Origin of the sequence: Burkholderia sp. NFPP32, assembly GCF_900119325.1 — a bacterium.
Taxonomy (GTDB): Bacteria; Pseudomonadota; Gammaproteobacteria; order Burkholderiales; family Burkholderiaceae; genus Burkholderia; species Burkholderia pyrrocinia_C.
The window spans coordinates 112,810-132,917 of record NZ_FPJP01000008.1 but is presented as its reverse complement, the minus strand read 5'-3'; the positions used below and the strand labels follow the sequence as shown (position 1 = coordinate 132,917).

Here is a 20,108-nt window from a genome sequence, read left to right as displayed (position 1 = left end):
CGTGGCGTGCCGCGAACGCCGAAGTGTAATCGATGCGCCCGCCGCCCACCCTGCGCCACCGCTTCGCGGAAAGCCCTAAAAAGAAAGGGCCGGAACCCTGAATACTAACCGTATCGACGCCGCAACGCCGCATTCGTCAGACGTTGCAGCGTGCAGAACACTGCTGATAGAATCTTTAAACGTCTTTTCGGCGTCCTTTCAACCGTTCACTTCAGGGGAGGTGCAGATGTTCCGAATGCCAGCAACCTTCCCGAACGTGGTCCCACGGCGCAGCTGATCCAGCCCGCCGTCCGAGCCGGCTCCCGAGTTTTTCGCTAACCCGTCAGCCGCGCTTTTCCCGACAGCCCGTTTCGTTCCGCCCGCGTTTTCCACGCGGCTCCGGCTGTTGCGTTTTCGACGTTCTCCGAACCGGAAAGTCCCGTCGCGCGATGCGCCGGGCAATGATAAATGACCAGAAAAACCTCCCATCTGGGCGGCCACGCATTCAAGGCCGTCTTCGGCTTCACCATCCGCTACTGGCGCAAGCAGCCGGCGCGCATCGCCACGGTCGCGACCTTCGCGCTGCTCGCCGCGCTCGCCGACGTGCTCACGCCGCTGTTCGCCGGCCGCCTCGTCGACGCGCTGTCGACCGGCCTGACCGACCGCGCCGCCGCATGGCATTCGGCCGTCGCCGCGTTCGGCACGCTCGCCGCGCTCGGCATCGGCGCGACGGTGCTGCGGCAAGCCGTCTACCTGAACATCATCACGCTCACGCTGAAGATGATGAGCGAGATCGCCGCCGCGTCGTTCCATCGCGTGCAGCGCTTCTCGACCGACTGGCACGCGAACAGCTTCGCGGGTTCGACCGTGCGCAAGATCACGCGCGGCATCTGGGCGCTCGACCTGCTGAACGACACCGTGCTGATCGCGCTGCTGCCGTCGGTCGCGATGCTGGTCGGCGCGACCGTGCTGCTCGGTACGCACTGGCCCGTGATGGGGCTCGTCGTCGGCGCGGGCTCGCTGCTGTACATCGCGGTGACGGTCGCCGTGTCGCTCGGCATCGTCGCGCCGGCCGCGCGGCTCGGCAACCTGTGGGATACGCGCATGGGCGGCGCGCTCGCCGACGCGGTGAGCTGCAACGCGGTCGTCAAGGCGTTCGGTGCGGAAACGCGCGAGGAAGCGCGGCTCGCGCGCGTGATCGGCAAGTGGCGGCAGCGCACGCGCCGCACGTGGGTGCGCGGCACGTTCAACGGCGGGCTGCAGGGCGCGATGCTCGTCGCGATGCAGGCGGCGATGATCGGCGTCGCGTTGCGGCTGTGGGCGAACGACGAGGCGAGCGTCGGCGACATCGCGTTCGCGCTGACGATGTTCTTCATGCTGCAGGGTTACCTGCGCGACGTCGGCATGCACATCCGCAACCTGCAGCGCTCGGTGAACGACATGGAAGAACTCGTCGCGCTCGAACGCCAGCCGCTCGGCATCGACGATCGCCCCGGCGCGCCTGCCATCCGGATCGGGCAAGGCGAGATCCGCTTCGAGCACGTGACGTTCCGCTACGGCAACCATCCGCTGCCGCTGTACGACGATTTCTCGATGCGGATCGCGCCCGGCGAGCGCGTGGGCCTCGTCGGCCACTCGGGGTCGGGCAAGACGACGTTCATCAAGCTGATCCAGCGCCTGTACGACGTGTCGGGCGGCCGCATCACGATCGACGGGCAGGATATCGCGCGCGTGCGGCAGGATTCGCTGCGCAGTCAGATCGCGATCGTCCAGCAGGAGCCCGTGCTGTTCCACCGCACGCTCGCGGAGAACATCGCGTATGCGCGCCCCGACGCGAGCCGCGCGGACATCGAACGCGCCGCGCGTCTCGCCAGTGCGCACGATTTCATCGTCGCGCTGCCGGACGGCTATGACACGCTCGTCGGCGAACGCGGGATCAAGCTGTCGGGCGGCGAGCGCCAGCGCGTCGCGATCGCGCGCGCGTTCCTCGCCGATGCGCCGATCCTGATCCTCGACGAAGCGACGTCGAGCCTCGACAGCGAAAGCGAGCTGCTGATCCAGCAGGCGATGGAGCGGCTGATGGTCGGCCGCACGACGCTCGTCGTCGCGCACCGGCTGTCGACCGTGCGCGCGCTCGACCGGCTGCTCGTGCTCGATCGCGGCAAGGTGATCGAGGAAGGCAACCACGACGCGCTGATCCGCATCGACGGCGGCATCTACCGCCGGCTGTTCGAGCGGCAGGCGCTGGAGCTCGCGAAGGGGCTTGCCGATTCGCCGCGGCGGATGGCGGACGATAATGCCGGGCCGCTGGGCGAGCCGGCGGAGGCTTGACGCAAGCGTGTCGCGATACGGCCCGGCGGCGGGATGATCACCGCCGGGCCGTGTTGACCCGACCGGAAGCGGATCGAGGCCGTGCCACGTGCACGGCCTTTTTTGCATCGCGTCCGCGAATATCGCCGGCCGGCCCTGAGCCGCGCGCCGCCGCATCGCTTTTTCCGGGATCACTTATCATGTCGACCAGGAAATTTGCGACGAGGGATCGATCATGTTTACAGGAATTGTCCAGGGCGTTGGCGTCATCAAGGCCATCAAGGATCACGGAGAGCTGAGAACCTTCAGCATCGAATTCCCCGAGCGGTTTACCGACGACATCGAGATCGGCGCCAGCGTGTCCGTCGACGGCGTGTGCCTGACGGTGACGACCATCCATTCGCCGGAGCTGATCGACTTCGACGTGATGCTGCCGAGCCTGAAGATCACCACGCTGGCCGACCTGGCGCCAGGCGCGCGGATCAACGTGGAGCGGGCCGCGAAGGACGGCGCGGAAATCGGCGGGCATCCGCTGTCCGGCCATGTCGATTTCCCGGGGACCATCCTGCACATCGCGTCGTCCGAGCACAACCGGATGATTCGCATCGGCGTGCCTGCCGAATTCAAACGATATGTTTTCGCGAAGGGCTATATCGCGATCAACGGCTGCAGCCTCACGGTTTCGGACGTCAATCGAGACGAAGGCTGGTTTGAAATCTGGCTGATTCCGGAAACGCGACGCGCGACGACCTTCGATGCGAAGGGCGTCAACGACAAGGTCAACATCGAGATCGAGCGCAGCACGCAGGTCGTCGTCGATACGATCCGCGAATCGGTCAAGGAAACGCTCGGCGAATTGACCGGCATCGTCACGACGCTGCTGGCGGAAAAAGGCTTCGATATCGAGGAACTGCTGGCGCGCAACGTCGCGAAGCTGCCGAAGAAGTAACGTAATCCAGCGTGCCAGGTGATCCGCAGGATCACCGAGTACCGGCTTTCGTCGGTGAACACCTCGATCCACGGTTCCGCCTCACTCCGCCTCGGCCTGCGCCCCCTTCCCCACCGCCACACGCTGCGCGCGATAAATCCCCGCGTGCCCCGAAAACAGATACGCGACGACGCACGCGACGATCGCATACGCGCCGATATCCGCGCCGAACAGTTCGATCGCCATGATCGTCGACGCGATCGGCGTGTTGGCCGCACCCGCGAACACCGCGACGAAGCCGAGCCCCGCGAGCACGGCCACCGGCAGCGCCAGCACCTGGCCGAGCGCGTTGCCGAGCGTCGCGCCGATGTAGAACAGCGGCGTCACCTCGCCGCCCTTGAACCCCGACGCCAGCGTGACGACGGTGAACGCGAACTTGCCCGCGAAATCGTAGAGCGGCAGCGGCCCGTGAAACGCGGCCTCGATCGTCGGAATGCCGAGGCCGAGATACTGCGGCACGTTCAGCACGGTGGCCGCCGCCGCGACCAGCAAGCCGCCGAGCACCGGCTGCAGCGGCGCATAGCGGACAACGCGCCGGAACCACGCGGTCAGCGCATGCGTCGCAAACGCGAACAGCCGCCCGACGACGCCGAACGCGATGCCCGCGACGACCGTCACGGCCAGCCCCGTCGCCGACACGGCCGGCACGAACGGAATCGCATAGGCCGTGTGATGCACGCCCCACGCACGGCACACGACGTCCGCGACGATCGCCGACGCAACGCAGGTCAGCAGCGCGTCGTACCGCACGCGCCCGATCGCGAGCACCTCGAGCCCGAACACGGCGCCCGCGAGCGGCGTGCCGAACACCGACGCGAAACCGGCCGCGATGCCGCCCATCAGCAGCACGCGGCGATGCTCGCGGTCGAGGCGGAACATGTGCGTGACGCGATCGGCGAGCGCGCCGCCCATCTGCACGGCCGTGCCCTCGCGGCCGGCCGAGCCGCCGAACAGGTGAGTAACGACGGTCGCGACGAGCACCAGCGGCGCCATCCGCTTCGGCACGAGCGCCTTCGGGTCGTGAATCTCGTCGATCAGCAGGTTGTTGCCGCGCGCGACGGACTGGCCGAAACGATGATAGATCCACCCGGTCGCGAAACCGGCGGCCGGCAGCCCCCACAGCAGCCACGGATGTGTCATGCGCGTACCAGTCGCCCAGTCGAGCGCGATCAGGAACAGCGCGGAAGCCGTGCCGGCCAGCGCGCCGAGCAGGGCCGAAAGCGCGAGCCAGCGGCACACGTAGCGCACGGTCGCGAGCAGGTCGGCAGAAGTCGTGAAAAACATGATTTCCAGATTCGACAGAACATCAAAACCTGGGCGGCAGAATACCGCATGGACGGCCTGCGACCTCCTGACAACCCAGGAACACGCAGGCATCATCAGCCGGGCAAACCGGCGGTTGAGGGCCGCGCCGCGCGCAACGCGCCGCAACGACCGCAGGGAGGCATGCCATCTCCGCAGGCCGCAATTGTACGCGACGCCGCGCATCGCACGCAATGCAGCGCCAGCGCACCGGGCCAAAACGGTGTCGCCCCCCCCCCCCCGGCGCGCCGTCAGTCGCGCGGCGCGCGCGCGATGCGCGAGATCAGTTGCGGCGCGATCCGCTCGAGCGGCAGGATCGCCGATGCCGCACCGATCGCAGCGGCCGCCTTCGGCATCCCGTAGACGGCGCTTGTCGCCTCGTCCTGCGCGATCGTGTAGCAGCCTTTCGCGCGCATCGCCTTCAGGCCCAGCGCGCCATCGCGCCCCATGCCCGTCAGCAGCACGCCGAGCGCCTCTCCCTGCCAGCCGTCGGCAACGCTGTTGAAGAACACGTCGATCGACGGCCGGTACGGCGTCTCCACCGGATGCCGCGTATAGCCGAGCACCCCGCGCGGCGACAGGGTCAGGTGATCGTCGGTCGCCGCGAGCAGCACCTCGCCCGCCTGCGGCACGCTGCCCTGCCGCGCGACGCGCACGGGCAGCCGCGTATAGCCGTCGAGCCATTCGGCCATCCCGAGCGCGAACGCCTGGTCGACGTGCTGGACGATCACGATCGCAGCCGGGAAATCGGCCGGCAGCGCGCGCAGCAGCGCGGTGAGCGCGGTCGGCCCGCCCGCCGACGCGCCGATCGCGACGAGCGCCGGCTGGCCGCGCGCGGGCGTCGGCCCCGGCGGCACGAGCGCCGCGGTGCGGCTTTCGAGCAGCCGGCCGATCTGGTCGATCTTCCCGAGCAGCGCCTGCGGCGATGCGTCGGTCGACAGCCCCAGCGCAAGCGTCGGCGTGTCGACCGCGTCGAGCGCGCCCGCGCCCATCGCCTCGTAGACCGACGACGTGTTCGCGCTGACGCTGACCGTCACGATCAGGATCGCGCACGGCGCGCGCGCCATGATCTGCCGCGTCGCCGCCACGCCGTCGACCTTCGGCATCACGAGATCCATCAGCACGAGATCGGGCGGATGGGCGATGCAGAAATCCACGGCCTCGTCGCCGTCGGTCGCCACCCACAGCACGCGGTGGTCCGGCCGCAGCGCGAGCACGCGGCGCAGCGCCTCCACGGCCAGCGGAAGGTCGTTGACGATGCCGATGTTCATCCGCGCGCGCCCCCGATCAGGTCGTGCACGGCATCGAGCAGCGCCTCGTCGTGGAAGCTGCTCTTCGCGAGGTAGTAGTCGGCGCCGGCATCGAGCCCGCGGCGGCGATCCTCGTCGCGATCCTTGTACGACACGATCATCACCGGCACGCGCTTGAGCATCGGATCGCCCTTGATCAGCGTGACGAGCTCGATGCCGTCCATGCGCGGCATGTCGACATCCGTGACGACGAGATCGAATGCATCGCTGCGCACCGCGTTCCAGCCGTCCATCCCGTCGACCGCAACGGTCACGTCGTAGCCGCGCTTTTCCAGCAGCTTGCGTTCGAGCTCGCGCACCGTCAGCGAATCGTCGACGACGAGCACGCGGCGGCGCCGGTCGACGAGCGCGAACTGCGGGCCGCGCTTGAGCCGCGCGAGCTGCCCGCCGCGCACGAGCTTGTCGACCGAGCGGATCAGGTCCTCGACGTCGACGATCAGCACGGGGTCGCCGTTCTCGAGCAGCGCGCCGGCCGCGATGTTCTGGATCTTGTGCAGGCGGCTGTCGAGCGGCTGCACGACGAGCATCCGTTCGCCGAGGAAACGGTCGACGGCGACGCCGTACAGCTCGGGCTCGCCACCGACGACCACGACCGCCGTGCTCCCGCGCGCCCCGTCGGGTTCGCCCGCATCGAGCAACTGGTGCGCGGCGACGAGGCCCGCGCGCCGGCCGTCGAACGGGAAATGCGGCTGCCCTTCGAGCACGTCGATGTCGTCGTGCGCGAGTTCGAGCGTGCGGCGCACGTGCGCAAGCGGGAATGCATACGGTTCGCCGCCGACTTCGACGAGCAGGCTGCGGATCACCGACAGCGTGAGCGGCAACTGCAGCACGAAGCGCATGCCCGCGCCCGGCTCGTTGAAGATCCGCACCGCGCCGCGCACGCCGCGCACCATCTCCTGCACCGCGTCGAGGCCGACGCCGCGACCCGATACGTCGGTCACCGCATCGCGCATCGAGAAGCCCGGCAGCAGCAGGAATTCGAGCAGTTCGGGATCGGACAGCCGCGCGGCCGTCTCGTCGTCGGTCAGGCGCTGGCGCACGACGGCCGCGCGCAGCGCGTCCATGTCGACGCCCGGCCCGTCGTCGATCACGCTGACGAGCAGCGAGCCGGCGCTGTGGCGCGCCTCCAGCGTCACGCTCGCCTCGGCCGGCTTGCCGCGCGCGAGCCGCGCGTCGGGCGACTCGACGCCATGGTCGATCGCGTTGCGCAGCAGGTGGCCGAGCGGCGCGTCGAGCAGGTCGAGGATGTCGCGGTCGACCTGCGTGCCCTCGCCGACGATCGAGAAGCGCACCTGCTTGCCGAGCGAGCGCGCGAGATCGCGGACGATGCGCGGATACGCGCGCGTCGCATCGCCGAACGGCCGCATCCGGCATTGCAGCGCCTCGTCGTAGAGCTGCTCGGCGATATGCGTGCTGCGCCGCTCGAAGCGGTCGAATTCGTCCATGCGCTCGGCGAGCGAACGCTGCAGGTCATTGAGCATGTGCCGCACTTCGTTCATCGACGCGAGCATGCCCGCGTCGAGATCGTCGGCGAACTGTTCGTACATCAGATCGAGCGAACGGGCGGCGTCGCGCTGCGCACGCTTCACGCGCAGCATCGATTCGGCGAACGGCTTGAGCCAGCGCGATTCGACCAGCGATTCGCCGGACAGGCTCAGCAGCCGGTTCAGCGTATCGGCGCGCACGCGGCGCATCGCGCCGGCGCCGGCCACGCGGCCGGCCTGGACCGGATCGGGCACCGTGCCCGACACCGCGAGCGGCGGCACCGTGGCGCCGGCCCCGACGGACTCGTTCGCGGCGCCGTCGTGCTCGCGATACGGCACGGCCGACGGCGGCACGACGACCGCCTGTATCGTCTGCGCGGCATCGGCGCCCGTCAGCGCCGCCGCGAACACGTCGATCTCGGTCGGCGACACGGGCGGCCCCTGCGGATCGCCGACGCGCACCAGCAGGTCGACGCCGGCGAGCAGCACGTCGACGTGCGTGGCCGTCAGCGCGATCGTGCCGGCCTGCGCGGCGACGAAGCATTCTTCCATCCGCCCCGCGATGTCGACGCCGAGCGGCACGCCGACGATGCGCGCGGCGCCCTTCAGCGAATGCGCGGCACGCATGCACGCCTCGAGCGCGACGGAATCGGGTTCGCCCGATTCGAGCGCGAGCAGCCGCTCGGACAGCGCCTGGGTCTGCGTACGCGTCTCCTCGCGATACAGCTCGAGGAGCGACAGGTGGCTCAGGTCGTCGTCGCCGCTCATCGCATGCTCCGTGTCACGGCGTCGAACAGGCGATCGTCGTCGAGCAGGCCCACCGACTTGCCGCGCCACGACAGCACGCCGCGCGACAGGCCGGCGCTCGCGCGCCCGACCGTTGCCGGCACGGGCACCCAGTCGGATGCGCCGAAGCGCAGCACGCCTTCGACTTCGTCGACCGGAAACACGACCGGTTCGCCCTGGTGCGCGGCCACCAGCAGCCGCGTGAAACGGCCGTCGCCACCGCCGTTGCCGCCCTTGCCTGCGTCGAGGCCGAGCAGCGCGCCGATCGAGATCGCGATGCGCAGCGTGCCGCGGATGTTGACCACGCCGCGCACGGCCGAATTGCGGCGATGCGGCAGCGAATGGATCGGGCGCGTGCCGGCGATCTCGCGCAGCACGCCGATCGGCAGCGCGAGCCATTCGTCGGCCACGCGAAACGCCAGCGCCGCGTGGCGCGTATCGCCGTCGTCGTCGCGCACGCTCGTCGCGCGGAACGCGCTCATCCGGCGTGTCGCGTCGGCCATCTCGGCGTCGCCGAGCGGACGCTCGAGCAGCTTCGCCGCGTGATACGCGTAGACCGGGCAGTTCAGGCAGCGCTGGCAGTCGGCCAGCCGCTCGCACGAGCGGTCGCCGTGCGTGCCGATCCGGTTCCAGCAATCGTCGACGTCGATCGTCGTGTCGTCAGTGGCAGCGGCGGCGCGGTTCATGGATTCCTCTGGTCATCGCGGTGTCGGTCCCGATCGCGTATTCGTGTCAGCCGGCCGAGCGCCGTGCGCGCTCGAGCAGCCATTGCGCGCCCGCGCGATCGCCGCCGACGTCGAGCAGCGTCGCGAGATGGGTCAGCGCCTCGTGGTGCGTGGGCCGCAGGTACAGCGCCTTCCGGTAGAAGTCGCCGGCTTCCGCCGCGCGCCCGCGCGCATCCGCGATCAGCCCGTTCAGGTAGAACGCGTCGGCATGCGGCCCGACGCGCGCCGAGAACTGCGCGAGCACGCGTTCGGCCTCGTCGAACGCGCCGGCGTTCGCGAGCGCCTGCGCCTCCTCGAGCGTCGGCGCGACGTCGTCGGCGACCGGCGCGGCCGCTTCGACCGTCGCCACCCGCCGGTCGGCCCGTGCATCGAGCGCGACCGTGCGCACGGCGGGCGCCGGCGCCGCGAACGGCTGCAGCCTGCCGCCGAGCCAGGCCGGCGGCGCGACGGCCAGCACCGGGCGCGTCGCCACGAGCGGCGCAACGGTAAAGCGCTCCGTGCGCCGGACCGCCGCCACCGCGGACAGCGGCGCCGCACCGGCAGACTCGCGATGAAATGCGAACGCGAGCGGCACGCGCGCCGAGCGCATCCCGTGCCGCATCGCGACGCCCGTTTCGGCCGGCCCGACGAACAGCATGCCGTCGTCGGCGAGGCACGCGTCGAGCGAGCGGATCACGCGATCCTGCGCGTCGCGGTCGAAGTAGATCAGCACGTTGCGGCAGAACACGAAATCGTAGCGAAAGCCCGTATCGGCGATCGGTTCGACGAGGTTCGCGTGACGGAACTGCACGCACGCGCGCACGCGCTCGTCGAGCAACCAGCCGTCGGCGGCCGGCGTGAAGTAGCGCGCGCGAAATTCCGTCGCGGTGCCGCGAAACGCGTTGCGCCCGTAACAGCCGAGCCGCGCCTGCTCGATCGCGCGTGCGCTGAGGTCGATCGCGTCGATCGTGAAGCTGGCCGGTCCGAGCCCCGCGTCGAGCAGCGCCATCGCCGCCGAATACGGCTCCTCGCCCGTCGAGCACGGCGCGCTCAGCACGCGGATCACGCGGCCGGGCGTCGCGGCGAGCCGTTCGGCCGCGAACCGCGCAAGCGTCGCGAAGGCCTCGCGGTCGCGGAAGAACCACGTCTCGGGCACGACGAACAGCTCGATCAGCGCACGCCGCTCGTCGGCCGACGCGTTGAGCTGCTGCCAGTACGCATCGAGCGCGTCCTGCGTCACGGGCGGCCGCGCCGCCGACGGCAGGCGCTCGCCGTCCGCCTGCAACGCGTGCACGCGCTCCGTCAGCGCACGGATCAGAAAATCGTTGCCGAGCGAATCGGGGTCGATGCCGGTCTCGCGCAGCAGCCAGCCGCGAAATCGCGATTCGGACTCTTTCATGCGGACTCCTTCCCGTGGCCCGGCAGGCCGTCGAACAGATACAGGCGTGCTACGTCGTCGATCAGGTCGGCTACCGACACCTGCTGCACGACGCCGTCGGGCGTGTTCGCGACGAGCCCGAGCCAGCGCGTACGCGCGGTCGAGATGCCGCTCGCGCGGAACGCCGCGCGATCGATCCGCATCGTCTGCGTCGCGCGCTCGACGATCAGGCCGATCACGCGCTCGCCGTCCGCGTGGCCCGCGCGATAGCGCACCATCACGAGCCGCGTCGAGCGCAGCGCATGCGCACGCCGCCCGAGCGCGAGCATCGGCACGTCGATCACCGGCACCGGCTGGCCGCCGCGCATCAGCAGCCCGGCGATCCATTCCGGTGCGCCGGGCACGGCATTCGTGATCGCGAGCGGCAGCACCTCTTCGATGCCGGCCGCGTCGAGCGCATAGCGCTCGCCGTCGAGCTCGAACATCAGGAACAGCGCGTGTGCGCCGCTCTGCAGGTCGGCGCGCGTCACGCGTCGACCTTGAAGCGCGACACGCTGGTGCGCAACTGGTTCGCGACGAGCGTCAGGTCGTCGATCGCCTGCGACGACTGGCGCAGCGACTCGGCGGTCTGCTGCGCGGCTTCCGACAGCTGCGACAGCGCCTGCGTGATCTGCTCGGCGCCGTTCGCCTGCGTCTGCATCCCTTCGTTGACCATCTGGAAGCGCGGCGCGAGCGTCTGCACCTCGGCGATGATCTGCGACAGCTGCCCGCCGACCTGCTGCACGTCGAGCATCCCGCGACGCACTTCCTCGGAGAACTTGTCCATCCCCATCACGCCCGCCGACACGGCCGACTGGATTTCCTTCACCGTCTGCTCGATGTCGTAGGTCGCGACGGCCGTCTGGTCGGCGAGGCGGCGGATCTCGGTCGCGACGACCGCGAAGCCGCGGCCGTATTCGCCGGCCTTCTCGGCCTCGATCGCCGCGTTCAGCGACAGCAGGTTGGTCTGGTCGGCCACCTTGGTGATCGTCGCGACCACCTGGTTGATGTTCAGCGCCTTCTCGTTGAGGATCGCGAGTTTCGCGTTCACCGAACCGGCCGCGTCCATCACGCTGCGCATCGTCTCGCCCATCCGCGTGAGCCCGCTCTGGCTCACGCCCGCAAGCGTCGCCGACTGCTCGGCCACGCCGGCCACCTCGTTCATCGTGCGCAGCAGGTCGCGCGACGTCGCGAAGATTTCGCGCGAGGTCGCGCCGATCTCGGTCGTCGTCGCCGCGGTTTCGTTCGCGGTCGCCTGCTGCTCGCGCGACGTCGCCGCGATCTCGGCAACCGACGTCGTCACCTGCAGCGACGACTGCTGCGCGCGCGAGACGAGCTCGGTCAGCTCGTCGGCCATCCGGTTGAAGCCCGTCTCGAGCGTGCCGAATTCGTCGCGGCGGCGCAGGTCGAGGCGGCGCGTCAGGTTGCCGGTGCGCATCACGTCGTGCACCTCGACGAGCCGCGCCATCGGCACGGTGACCGAACGGTACAGCACGTAGCCGAGCCCGAGCGCGGACAGCAGCATGATCGCCAGCGCGGTCGCGAGCACGACCTCGGTATCCTGCACGGATTCGCGGATCAGCTTCGCGGACTGGTCGGCGAACTTGCGGTTCTCCTGTACCAGCGTATTCGCATTGCGCACGACCTCGCCCCACACGGGCTGCAACTTCGCGTAGGCGGCAACGGCCTCGTCGCGCGACATGCGGTGTTTCTGCACGGCTTCGTTCAGCAGCGGCAGGTAGCGTTCGTAGGAGCCGCGAAACGTCGCGAAGCGCTGACGGTCGTCGTCGCGGAACGTCGTGTTCTGGTATTCGACCGACAGCGACTCGACTTCCTTCTGCGCGTCGGAAATTTTCGCGAGATCGCGCTGCACGGCTTCGGGATCGGTGTCGACGAACGTTGCCTGCTGCAGCAGCATGAACGATTCGTTCACCGAGCCGCGCAGCGACGACGCGAGGTAGACGCCGGGCAGCGAGTCGCGCTCGATGCTGACGGCTTCGCTGTTGATCGCGCGCAGGCGCTCGTACGACACGCCGGCTGTCACCAGCATCAGCACGAACAGCACGCCGAAGCTGAGCAGGATGCGATTGCCGAGCGTCAGCCGGGCAGCGCCGATCGTCGGATGCAGGCTTTCATTGGTCGCGCGGGGCGTCACGGTGGCCATGTTCGTTATGGGCTTTCTAAAATCAGCGTTGAAAAAATCCACGCCCGCCTGCGCGCCGGACGGCGCGCCACGAGCGCCTCGTGGTCGGAGGCGGACGACGCGGCGCCGGCGGGCCGCGCCGCGAAATCACCGCTCCGCTTGCGCCGGCAGTCGAAGCGCGACCATGAAGCCGCGCGCCGTATTGCGCATCAAAATCTGGCCGCGATGCCGCGCCGCCGTCGCGCGGACGAACGCGAGCCCGAGGCCGAAGCCGCCGCGCGCCGCGCCATGCGCGGATTCGAGCTGCACGAACGACTCGGTCGCGGCCGTGCGCTGCCCCGGTGCGATGCCGGCGCCGGTATCCTCGACGCCGATCAGCCAGGCGCCGTCCTCGCCGCTCAGCGTGCAGTGCACGTCCGTGCCGGCCGGGCCGTACTTCAGCCCGTTGTCGATCAGGTTCGCGACCGCGCGCGTGAGCATCATGCGGTCGCCCATCGTCACGCACTCGGTATCGGGCACGTGCGCGACGACCCGGCTGCCGCACCCGGCCGCCTTCTCCCAAAGCTGGTCGACGGCATCGAGCACGATCTCGTTGAGACTCACGACCTCGTGCGCGCGGCGCTCGGACTGTGCGCGGGTCAGGTGGATGAAACCGTCGGCGAGCGCGAGCGCGCGCCGCGCATGGCCGGCGATGCGCTCCATGATCGCCGGCATGTCGCCGTGTTCGGTCCGGTAGACGTCGAGCAGCGCGAGGATCGACGTCTGCGGCGAACGCATGTCGTGCGACAGGAAATCGAGCGCCTCGTCGCGCTGCCGCGACATCAGATACGAATTCGAGTGATAGCGGATGCGCGCGGTCAGTTCCATCGCGTCGGGGAGCTTCACCAGATAGTCGTTCGCGCCGGCGATGAACGCCTCGCGCTTGACGATCGGCTCCTCCTTCGCGGACAGCACGATGATCGGCACCCGTGCGGTGCCGGCGTCCGCGCGCCACGCGCGAACGAGATCGAGGCCGTCGATCTCCGGCATCACGAGATCCTGCAGGATGACGGTCGGCTTCACGTCTCGCGCGACCGACAGCGCCCGGTGCGCGTCAGTGCACACGTGCAGGTCGATGTCGTGTTCGCTGCGCAGCGCGCGGCGGATCACCTCGCCGACGAACGGTTGATCGTCGACCAGAAGGACCGAAAGCCCCGATTCAAGACAATCCGGGGCATTATCACTGCTCGATTCTTTCATAAACACAGTTTCAAACGCCGAATCTCCAATCGATTCATTCATAGGAGTTGTTTATCCGACTTGGACACTATCTTATATTGGCGGTTGATAAACCCGCCTGATTCTGCCGATTTGGCCTGTCGGCACTGCCTTGCGGGGGTTCGGGCATCGATTTTCCCCGTCGACGACCGCATTACCTCCGCATTCTTTCTCTCAATAAACATAACCGGCTGATTCTAAATGAAATTAGAACACAGCATCTATCTCCTTCCGGTTTAGTTTTGCCAAATATGCGGAAAGAGCCGCAATCAGATAAATCTGATCATTTCCGGATTCGAAAGACGATAACGTTTGCGAGCCCGACGAAGCGAGGTTTGCATGCGCTGCAAGGCTCGATCGCGGCACGTATTGGGGCCTGATGCAAATGCATCGAATCGGCTTGAGGAAGGGAGAAAAAAAGCGGCGCGCCGGGCGGGGATCGTCCCGTACGCGCATCGGGCCGGCAGGGAGCCGGCCCGCGTGACGGCGGTGCGGCCCGCCTACCCGCGCGCGTGCTGCGCGGACACTTCCTGCAGGTCGAGATCGCGTTCGAGCATGTGCAGCATCTCGTCGTGGATGCGGCCCGAACGATGCAGGCGCAACAGTTCCGCGCGCCCGGCCTTGATCGCGGCCAGCACCACGTCGTAGTGCGCGGTGCGCACTTCCGCCGGATACGCGGGTTCGTTCTTCGTCCGCTCGGTCAGTTCCGCGCGATACGTGTATTGCTCGAGCAGGCGCGGATGGATCACCGCGCCGTTCTCGTCGCGTACGAGCGGCTGGATCGCCGCGAGTTGCGCGGCCTCGACGTACGCCCACGTCTGCGGCTCGGTCAGGTGATGCGCGGCGCGCTCTTCGCGTTGCGGCAGGCGCAGCAGCCGGATCAGCGGCCCGATCGTCGTACCCTGCAGCAGCACCGTGACGAGGATCACCGCGAACGACGCGACCAGGATCACGTCGCGGCCGGGCATCGCCTCGGGCAGCGACAGCGCGATCGCCAGCGTGACGACACCGCGCATCCCGGCCCAGCTCATGATCGTCGCGGCCTTCCAGTCGGGCGCGTCGCCGCGCCGCGCGATGCCGCGCACCGGCCACTTCAGCGCCTCGACCGCGTAGATCCACACGAAGCGCGACACGATCACCACCGCCAGTACCGCGAGCACGGGCGGCACCATCGTGGCGAGCACCTGCTCGAAGCCGCCGAGCCGGTGCATCGCGCCGCGCAGCGACAGCCCGATCAGCACGAACACCATCGCCTCGAGCAGGAACACGATGACCTGCCAGAACGCGGTGCCGCGCGTGCGCACCGCCGCCGAGAACACCTCGTGCTGATGCCAGCCGATGATCATGCCGGCCGTGACGGTCGCGATCACGCCCGATACCTCGACCATTTCGCCCGCGATGTACGCGATCCAGCCGGCGATCACCGCGACGGTGATCACGAGATAGTCGTCGTCAAGCAGCTTCAGGAACCACACGACGAGCCTGCCGACCACGAAGCCGACCACCACGCCGCCGAGCCCGAGCTCCGCGAAGCGCACGACCGCGTGCTCGAGGCTGAACGCGCCGGTCAGCGCGGCAGCAACCGCAAAGCGGAACAGCACGAGGCCGGCCGCGTCGTTCAGCAGGCTCTCGCCTTCGAGCAGCACCATCAGCCGGCGCGGCAGCGCGACACGTTCGAGCACGGCCTTCGCGGCAACCGCGTCGGGCGGCGACACGATCGCGCCGAGCGCGAAGCAGGCAGCCCACGGCAGCGCCGGCGCGACCCAGTGCACGGCAAAGCCGACCGCGAACGTCGTGAACACGACCGCGCCGATCGCGAGCAGCAGGATGCCGCCGACGTTGCGCTTGAACTCCTCCCACACGGAGAAGTACGCGCCGTCCATCAGCAGCGGCGGCAGGAACACCAGCAGCACCAGTTCGGGATCGAGGTTGATCGGCGGCAGGCCGGGGATGAACGCGATGCCGATGCCGCCGATCAGCAGCGCGGCCGCGGGCGGCAGCCGCAGCCGCTTGGCGATGCATTCGAGTGCGACGATCGCCAGGAATGACAACAGAACCAGCTTGAATGCCGAGACGGGAGACATGAATCGACCTCGTGAAGAATGAATTCGCGCTTTCCGGCGTCGTACCCCGGTCGGCAGTTTGGCGCGATTACATCACGATGCGATGCCCGCAGTCGAGCGTGTTCGGGAGGCCCGCCACGCGGCACGGGCCCGACGCGGCCCGGTACGCGTGCCGCGATGAAAAACGGCACGCGGGCCGGCACGATCGCCCGCCCGCGTGCCGTCGCGGCACCGCGCTGCCCGCCCCGCGTTACCGGCGCCGCACGACCATCAGCCGCGGCTCGGTCATGTCTTCGATCGCGTAGCGGATCCCTTCGCGGCCAAGGCCCGAATCCTTCACGCCGCCGTACGGCATGTTGTCGACGCGGAACGACGGCACGTCGTTGATCACGACACCGCCGACCTCCAGCTCGTCCCACGCGCGCTGCGCATGCGTGAGCGAATCGGTGAACACGCCGGCCTGCAGCCCGAAATCGCTGTCGTTCACGCGCGCGAGCGCGTCGTCGAACCGGTCGAATTTCTCGAGGATCGCGACGGGGCCGAACGCCTCCTTGCGGTACAGGTCCTGCTCGTGCCCGACGTTTTCCAGCAGCGTCGCCTCGAACATCGCGCCGTCGACCTTGCCGCCCGCGACGATCTTCGCGCCCGCCGCGACGGCCGCGTCCATCCAGCCCGACAGCCGGCGCGATTCGGATTCGGAAATCATCGGGCCGACGAACGTCGACGGATCCTTCGGATCGCCCATCTTCAGCGAACGCGTCTTCGCGATCAGCTTCTCGCGCAGCGCATCGTAAAGATCGGCATGCACGAGGATCCGCTGCACGCCGATGCAGCTCTGGCCCGACTGGTAGTACGCGCCGAACGCGAGACGCTCGACCACGTAGTCGAGCCGGTCGCGCTGGTCCGCATCGACGATCGCGGCCGCGTTGCCGCCGAGTTCCAGCACGACTTTCTTCTTGCCGGCTTTCTCCTTCAGCGCCCAGCCGACGGCCGGCGAGCCCGTGAACGACAGCAGCTTGAAGCGCTCGTCGGTCGTGAACAGATCGGCGCCGTCGCGATGCGCGGGCAGCACCGAGAACGCGCCCTTCGGCAAGTCGGTCTCCGCGAGCACCTCGCCGATGATCAGCGCGCCGATCGGCGTGCGGCTCGCGGGCTTCAGCACGAACGGACAACCGGCCGCGAGCGCGGGCGCGACCTTGTGCGCGGCGAGGTTCAGCGGGAAGTTAAACGGCGAGATGAACGAGCACGGGCCGACCGGCACGCGCTTCGTGTAGCCCGTATAGCCCTGCGCACGCGCGGAGATCTCGAGGTTGATGATCTCGCCGTCGATACGCACCGATTCCTCGGACGCGACGCGGAACGTGTCGATCAGCCGCGTCACCTCGCCCTTCGAATCGTTGATCGGCTTGCCGGCCTCGATGCACAGCGCTTCGGCCAGCTCGTCGAAGCGCTCGCGAAAGCGCGCGACGCAATGGTCAAGCGCGGCCTGCCGCTTGAAGGCCGGCAGCTCGCGCATCGGCTTCGCGGCATCGACCGCCGCGCCGATCGCCGCATCGATCGCCTTCGCGTCGGCCAGCGCGACGCGCGTCGCGACCTCGCCGCTGAACTTGTCCGTCACTTCCAGATCGGTGTTCGCGTAGACAGCCTCGTTGGCGAGGTAGTACGGATAGGTTTCCTTCAACATGGAACGACTCCTTCCTGTGAACGGGGAATTCAGAGTTGCGCCGACAGCCGCTTGATCTCGCGGTTCAGCACGCGCTCGTTGTCCGAGTAGTCGATCGGCACGTCGATCACGTGCACGCCCGGCGACGAAAAGCACTCGCGCAGCAGCGGTTCGAGATCGTCGGCCGATTCGACGCGATGCCCGTGCGCGCCGTAGCTTTGCGCATACGATACGAAATCGGGGTTCTGCAGCGTCATCGCGAAATCGGGGAAATTCATGTTCTCCTGCTTCCAGCGGATCATCCCGAATGCGTCGTCGCGCAGGATCATCACGACGATGTCGAGCTTCAGCCGCACGGCCGTTTCGAGCTCCTGCGAATTCATCATGAAGCCGCCGTCGCCGCACACGGCGATCACCTTGCGCTGCGGATGCACGATCTTCGTCGCGATCGCCGACGGCAGGCCCGCGCCCATCGACGCAAGCGCGTTGTCGAGCAACAACGAGTTCGGCTCGTGCGCGCGCCAGTAGCGCGCGAACCAGATCTTGTACATGCCGTTGTCGAGGCAGACGATCCCGTCGGCCGGCAGCGCGTTGTACAGGTCGTTGACGATGCGCACCGGGTACATCGGGAAGCGCGGGTCGTGCTGGCCCTTCTGCAGGTGCGCGTCGAAATGCTCCTTGATCATCGCGAAGCGCACGAAATCCCAGTGCGGCTGCGGCGTGAGCGCCTCCTTCATCTGCCATACCGCGTTCGCGATGTCGCCCACCACCTCGATCTGCGGAAAATAGACCGGGTCGACCTGCGCGCCGAGGAAGTTCACGTGGATGACCGTCTTGTCGTCCGCGTGCATGAAGAACGGCGGCTTCTCGATCACGTCGTGGCCGACGTTGATGATGCAGTCCGCATGCTCGATCGCGCGGTGCACGAAGTCGCCGTCGGACAGCGTCGCGTTGCCGAGCCACAGCGGATGCGTCTCGTCGATCACGCCCTTGCCCATCTGCGTCGTGAAGAACGGGATGCCCGTCTTGTCGACGAATTCGAGCAGCATCTTGCAGCTGGTCTTGCGGTTGCCGCCCGCGCCGATCATCAGCAGCGGATGGCGCGCGGACTGGATCGCGTCGACCGCGTGCGCGACCGCTTTCTCCTCGGCCACGGGCCGCCGGCTGTAGCTCGCGGGAATCGGCTTGCCGTCCCCTTCCTCGTGCGCGATGTCCTCCGGCAATTCGAGGTGGGTCGCGCCGGGCCGCTCTTCCTCCGCGCGCCGGAACGCCTCGCGCACGGCCGACGGGATGTGGCCGATCGACACGATCTGCCGCGTGAGCTTCGTGAGCGGCTGCATCATGTCGACCACGTCGACGATCTGGAAGTGGCCCTGCTTGCTGGATTTGATCGGCTTCTGCCCGGTGATCATCAGCATCGGCATCCCGCCGAGCTGCGCATACGCGGCGGCCGTCACGAAGTTCGTGGCGCCGGGCCCGAGCGTCGCGAGACACACGCCGGTGCGGCCCGTCAGGCGGCCGTAGGTGGCGGCCATGAACCCGGCCGCCTGTTCGTGCCGGGTCAACACGAGCTTGATTTTCGACCGCCGCAGCGATTCGAGCAGATCGAGGTTTTCCTCGCCGGGAATGCCGAATACGTACTCGACGCCTTCGGCTTCCAGCGCCTTCACGAACAGATCCGATGCTTTCATGGGGACTCTCGGTTGATGCCGCCTGCCCGGCCTACGGACACGCGGCGTACATGACGCGCGCCGGCCTACGGCACGCGGACGCTTTACCTACCGGACACAAGCCACGGCACTGCCCGCCGCGCAACGAGCGATGCGCGGCGGCGCCTCCGGATACCGGAGGACGAACGGATCCGCCCGCGCGCGGCGGGCGCGCACGGGCGGAAAAGATGTTTTTGATTGTAGACGGATTCGGCAGATTTCGACTTCGGCCGAATGGCCATTCGGCGCGCAAACGGAGCGGGCGGCCCTAATGTAGCGACTACGGAATAGCCCGATATACCTGTGAACCATGGTTGACATACTGCAATCAATGCCCTACAGTGCGCCTACGTTCAGCATCCGGACCACCGACGTCTTCGACGCATGGTTTGCCGGCCTGCAGGATCGCGTCGCGAAGCGCCGCATCCAGGCACGCATCGACCGCCTGTCGATGGGCAATCCGGGCGACTGGAAATCCGCCGGCTCGCCGGTCGTCGAAATGCGTATCGACCATGGCCCCGGCTATCGCGTCTACTACGTCCGGCGCGGAACGATCTGGGTCATCCTGCTCTGCGGCGGCGATAAATCGACGCAACAGGCCGACATACGCGCCGCGCACGCGATGCTCGCGCATCTCGACATGGAGTGATCGATGGACAAGATCAGCACCCGGCCGTGGGATTCGGCCGACCATCTGCAAACCGAAGACGACATGGCCGACTACTTCGAAGCCTGCCTGCAAGAGGCCGGCGACGATCCGGCCTTCATCGCGCACGCGCTCGGCGTGATCGCACGCGCACGCGGCATGTCGCAGGTCGCGCGCGATGCGGGCCTGTCGCGCGAAGGGCTGTACAAGGCGCTGTCGCACGACGGCAATCCGAGCTTCGGCACGATCCTGAAGGTCATCAAGGCACTCGGCCTGCAACTGCACGGCTCGAAAGCGCACGCGTGATGCGCGGGCGCGCGCCATCGCGCCCTTTCCGCGATGCCCGT

General features: G+C 68.2%; 15 protein-coding genes and 1 riboswitch. Of the genes, 4 read left to right on the top strand and 11 right to left on the bottom strand.

The window, feature by feature from the left end:
* The first annotated feature begins 447 nt into the window (after nt 1-447).
* Together BT264_RS17725 and BT264_RS17720 are read left to right on the top strand one after the other, a co-directional pair.
* Nucleotides 448-2,310 carry an ABC transporter ATP-binding protein gene (locus BT264_RS17725; protein WP_072439306.1) on the top strand — a complete coding sequence of 621 codons (1,863 nt, stop codon included), beginning with the start codon at nt 448-450 and terminating at the stop codon, nt 2,308-2,310.
* 214 nt (nt 2,311-2,524) lie between these two features.
* On the top strand, nt 2,525-3,238 hold the full coding sequence (locus tag BT264_RS17720; RefSeq protein ID WP_072439305.1) for a riboflavin synthase subunit alpha: 714 nt from the start codon (nt 2,525-2,527) through the stop codon (nt 3,236-3,238).
* Nucleotides 3,239-3,319: 81 nt separating this feature from the next.
* Here BT264_RS17720 and BT264_RS17715 read toward each other — a convergent pair whose 3' ends face one another.
* The 11 genes from BT264_RS17715 to BT264_RS17660 all read right to left on the bottom strand — a co-directional run bounded on the left by BT264_RS17715 (nt 3,320) and on the right by BT264_RS17660 (nt 19,097).
* Entirely contained in the window at nt 3,320-4,561 is a 1,242-nt protein-coding gene (locus tag BT264_RS17715; protein ID WP_072439302.1) for a voltage-gated chloride channel family protein, read from the bottom strand.
* Nucleotides 4,562-4,640: 79 nt separating this feature from the next.
* Nucleotides 4,641-4,743: riboswitch (Fluoride riboswitch) on the bottom strand.
* Between the two features lie 87 nt (nt 4,744-4,830).
* Nucleotides 4,831-5,850 (bottom strand): chemotaxis response regulator protein-glutamate methylesterase, encoded by a 1,020-nt coding sequence (locus BT264_RS17710; protein WP_072439300.1) that lies wholly within the window; start codon nt 5,848-5,850, stop codon nt 4,831-4,833.
* Nucleotides 5,847-8,141, bottom strand: a complete 2,295-nt coding sequence (locus BT264_RS17705) for a hybrid sensor histidine kinase/response regulator (protein ID WP_072467044.1) — start codon at nt 8,139-8,141, stop codon at nt 5,847-5,849. The genes BT264_RS17710 and BT264_RS17705 overlap by 4 nt, the downstream gene beginning before the upstream one ends.
* Nucleotides 8,138-8,845 (bottom strand): chemotaxis protein CheW, encoded by a 708-nt coding sequence (locus tag BT264_RS17700; RefSeq protein WP_072439297.1) that lies wholly within the window; start codon nt 8,843-8,845, stop codon nt 8,138-8,140. Before BT264_RS17700 ends, BT264_RS17705 begins: the two co-directional genes overlap by 4 nt.
* A 46-nt stretch (nt 8,846-8,891) precedes the next feature.
* Nucleotides 8,892-10,262, bottom strand: a complete 1,371-nt coding sequence (locus BT264_RS17695; protein WP_072439295.1) for a CheR family methyltransferase — start codon at nt 10,260-10,262, stop codon at nt 8,892-8,894.
* Nucleotides 10,259-10,771: a chemotaxis protein CheW gene (locus tag BT264_RS17690; RefSeq protein WP_072439293.1), complete on the bottom strand. Its 513-nt coding sequence runs from the start codon at nt 10,769-10,771 to the stop codon at nt 10,259-10,261. Before BT264_RS17690 ends, BT264_RS17695 begins: the two co-directional genes overlap by 4 nt.
* On the bottom strand, nt 10,768-12,444 hold the full coding sequence (locus BT264_RS17685) for a methyl-accepting chemotaxis protein (protein WP_072439291.1): 1,677 nt from the start codon (nt 12,442-12,444) through the stop codon (nt 10,768-10,770). The genes BT264_RS17690 and BT264_RS17685 overlap by 4 nt, the downstream gene beginning before the upstream one ends.
* A 126-nt stretch (nt 12,445-12,570) precedes the next feature.
* Complete coding sequence (locus BT264_RS17675; protein WP_072439289.1) at nt 12,571-13,704, bottom strand: hybrid sensor histidine kinase/response regulator; 1,134 nt, start codon at nt 13,702-13,704, stop codon at nt 12,571-12,573.
* A gap of 476 nt (nt 13,705-14,180) precedes the next feature.
* Nucleotides 14,181-15,764, bottom strand: a complete 1,584-nt coding sequence (locus BT264_RS17670; RefSeq protein ID WP_072439287.1) for a Na+/H+ antiporter — start codon at nt 15,762-15,764, stop codon at nt 14,181-14,183.
* A gap of 229 nt (nt 15,765-15,993) precedes the next feature.
* A complete protein-coding gene (locus BT264_RS17665) occupies nt 15,994-17,427 on the bottom strand; it encodes an aldehyde dehydrogenase family protein (protein WP_072439286.1) in 1,434 nt (477 codons plus the stop codon).
* Between the two features lie 29 nt (nt 17,428-17,456).
* Nucleotides 17,457-19,097, bottom strand: a complete 1,641-nt coding sequence (locus tag BT264_RS17660; protein ID WP_072439285.1) for an acetolactate synthase large subunit — start codon at nt 19,095-19,097, stop codon at nt 17,457-17,459.
* A 349-nt stretch (nt 19,098-19,446) separates the two neighbouring features.
* On the opposite strand from BT264_RS17660, the gene BT264_RS17650 reads away from it, so the two are divergent.
* Both BT264_RS17650 and BT264_RS17645 read left to right on the top strand, forming a co-directional pair.
* Complete coding sequence (locus tag BT264_RS17650) at nt 19,447-19,764, top strand: type II toxin-antitoxin system RelE/ParE family toxin (protein ID WP_096474909.1); 318 nt, start codon at nt 19,447-19,449, stop codon at nt 19,762-19,764.
* A gap of 3 nt (nt 19,765-19,767) precedes the next feature.
* Nucleotides 19,768-20,067 (top strand): addiction module antidote protein, encoded by a 300-nt coding sequence (locus BT264_RS17645; RefSeq protein WP_072439284.1) that lies wholly within the window; start codon nt 19,768-19,770, stop codon nt 20,065-20,067.
* The last annotated feature ends 41 nt before the right edge of the window (nt 20,068-20,108 follow it).